This window comes from Variovorax sp. P4_D9, from assembly GCF_056401695.1.
In genome coordinates this window covers 1-1258 of the sequence record NZ_JBFUIU010001477.1, presented here as the reverse complement: position 1 = coordinate 1258, position 1258 = coordinate 1, and the positions used below count along the sequence as shown (strand labels likewise).

Genomic DNA, 1258 nt, shown 5'->3' with positions numbered 1-1258 from the left:
CGACGGAGGTGACGCGCCAGAAGGAGGAGCAGCGGCGCCTCCTCCAACTTGCGTACCAGGACCCGTTGACCGGCTTGGCCAACCGGGCAGGCTTCGATCAGGCGCTCGACCGGGCAATGGCCGCTGCCAACGCCAGTGGAGGGGTTGCAGCCTTGCTCTTCGTCGACCTGGATCGCTTCAAGCAGGTCAACGACATGCTGGGCCACGGCATCGGCGATGCCCTGTTGCGTTCCGTGGCCGCTCGCATGTTCGAGTGCGTGCGCAGCGGCGGTGTGGTCGCCCCTCTGGGCGGTGACGAGTTCACCGTGCTCATCGAATGAATCTCCGATCCCGAGGCCGCCGCACGCATCGCAGCCAAGATCGTCGATGCATCGTGAATGCCGTTCGTGATCGAGGGCCAACTCATAAACGTCAGCGCCAGCGTTGGCGTCGCGGTTCTACCGCGGCGGTTCGACGACCCCCAAGCAGCTCATCGCCCGGGCGGACGAAATGCTCTACCGAGCCAAGGGGGCCGGAAGGAACAACTATCAACTCGCGGAGTTTCCCGTGGGCGCATGCGTTCCTTGACCCAGCCTCAGGCGCCCCGGCCAAGTGAGTCAACTCTCGCATCCGTCTGTGGAAAAGATGGCATGCGACGCACCAACATGGCGTGCTGCACTGCATCGCCCGACGCACGAAAATCGTGCCGCTGCCAATGGAGAAAGGCATTGTGCACTGCACCAAAAAAATAAAGTCAAGGCCCTGCTTTCCCCTTGGCCGGTGCATGACTCTGTGGATAACCGGCTGAGCATCTCGCCGGAGCCGCATCCTGCTTGGCTCGCATTGCGGTGCTCATCGAACGGGCAGTTCCATGCGCCATTCAAGTTTTTTTGTAAGACTCGGACGAATTGAGACGCCGCGGCCCGCGGCGCTCAGTCAGAAATGCGGGCCCTCATGGAGAACGKCCAATGACGCTTCAGATTGYSAGCGATTTYCTGCTGTGGTGCGCRSTGCTCAACTACGCCGTACTGCTTGCCTGGTTTGTCGCCTTTAGGTTTGGTCATGCCTGGATGCGACGACTCCACGGTCGCTGGTTTCGCATMTCGGAAGAGCGCTTCGATGGCATYCACTACGCATGCATGGCGATCTACAAGGTTGGCATTCTCCTTTTCAACGTGGTGCCCTACGTTGCCCTCCGCATCCTCGGGAGTCATGTCGGCTGATCTGGCGCGCTTCATCCGAGGATTTGAAGCGCAAGTCGGTCCGCGCCGATCTGGAC

The 1258-nt window shown here is 61.0% G+C and carries 2 protein-coding genes; both read left to right on the top strand.

Annotated features, from left to right (window positions below; translation table 11 throughout):
* On the top strand, window positions 1–320 hold a 320-nt coding region (locus tag AC1DY5_RS56150), incomplete at its 5' end, for a diguanylate cyclase domain-containing protein (RefSeq protein WP_478122793.1).
* A 627-nt stretch (window positions 321–947) separates the two neighbouring features.
* Entirely contained in the window at window positions 948–1202 is a 255-nt protein-coding gene (locus AC1DY5_RS56145; protein ID WP_478122792.1) for a DUF6868 family protein, read from the top strand.
* Window positions 1203–1258: the final 56 nt, after the last annotated feature.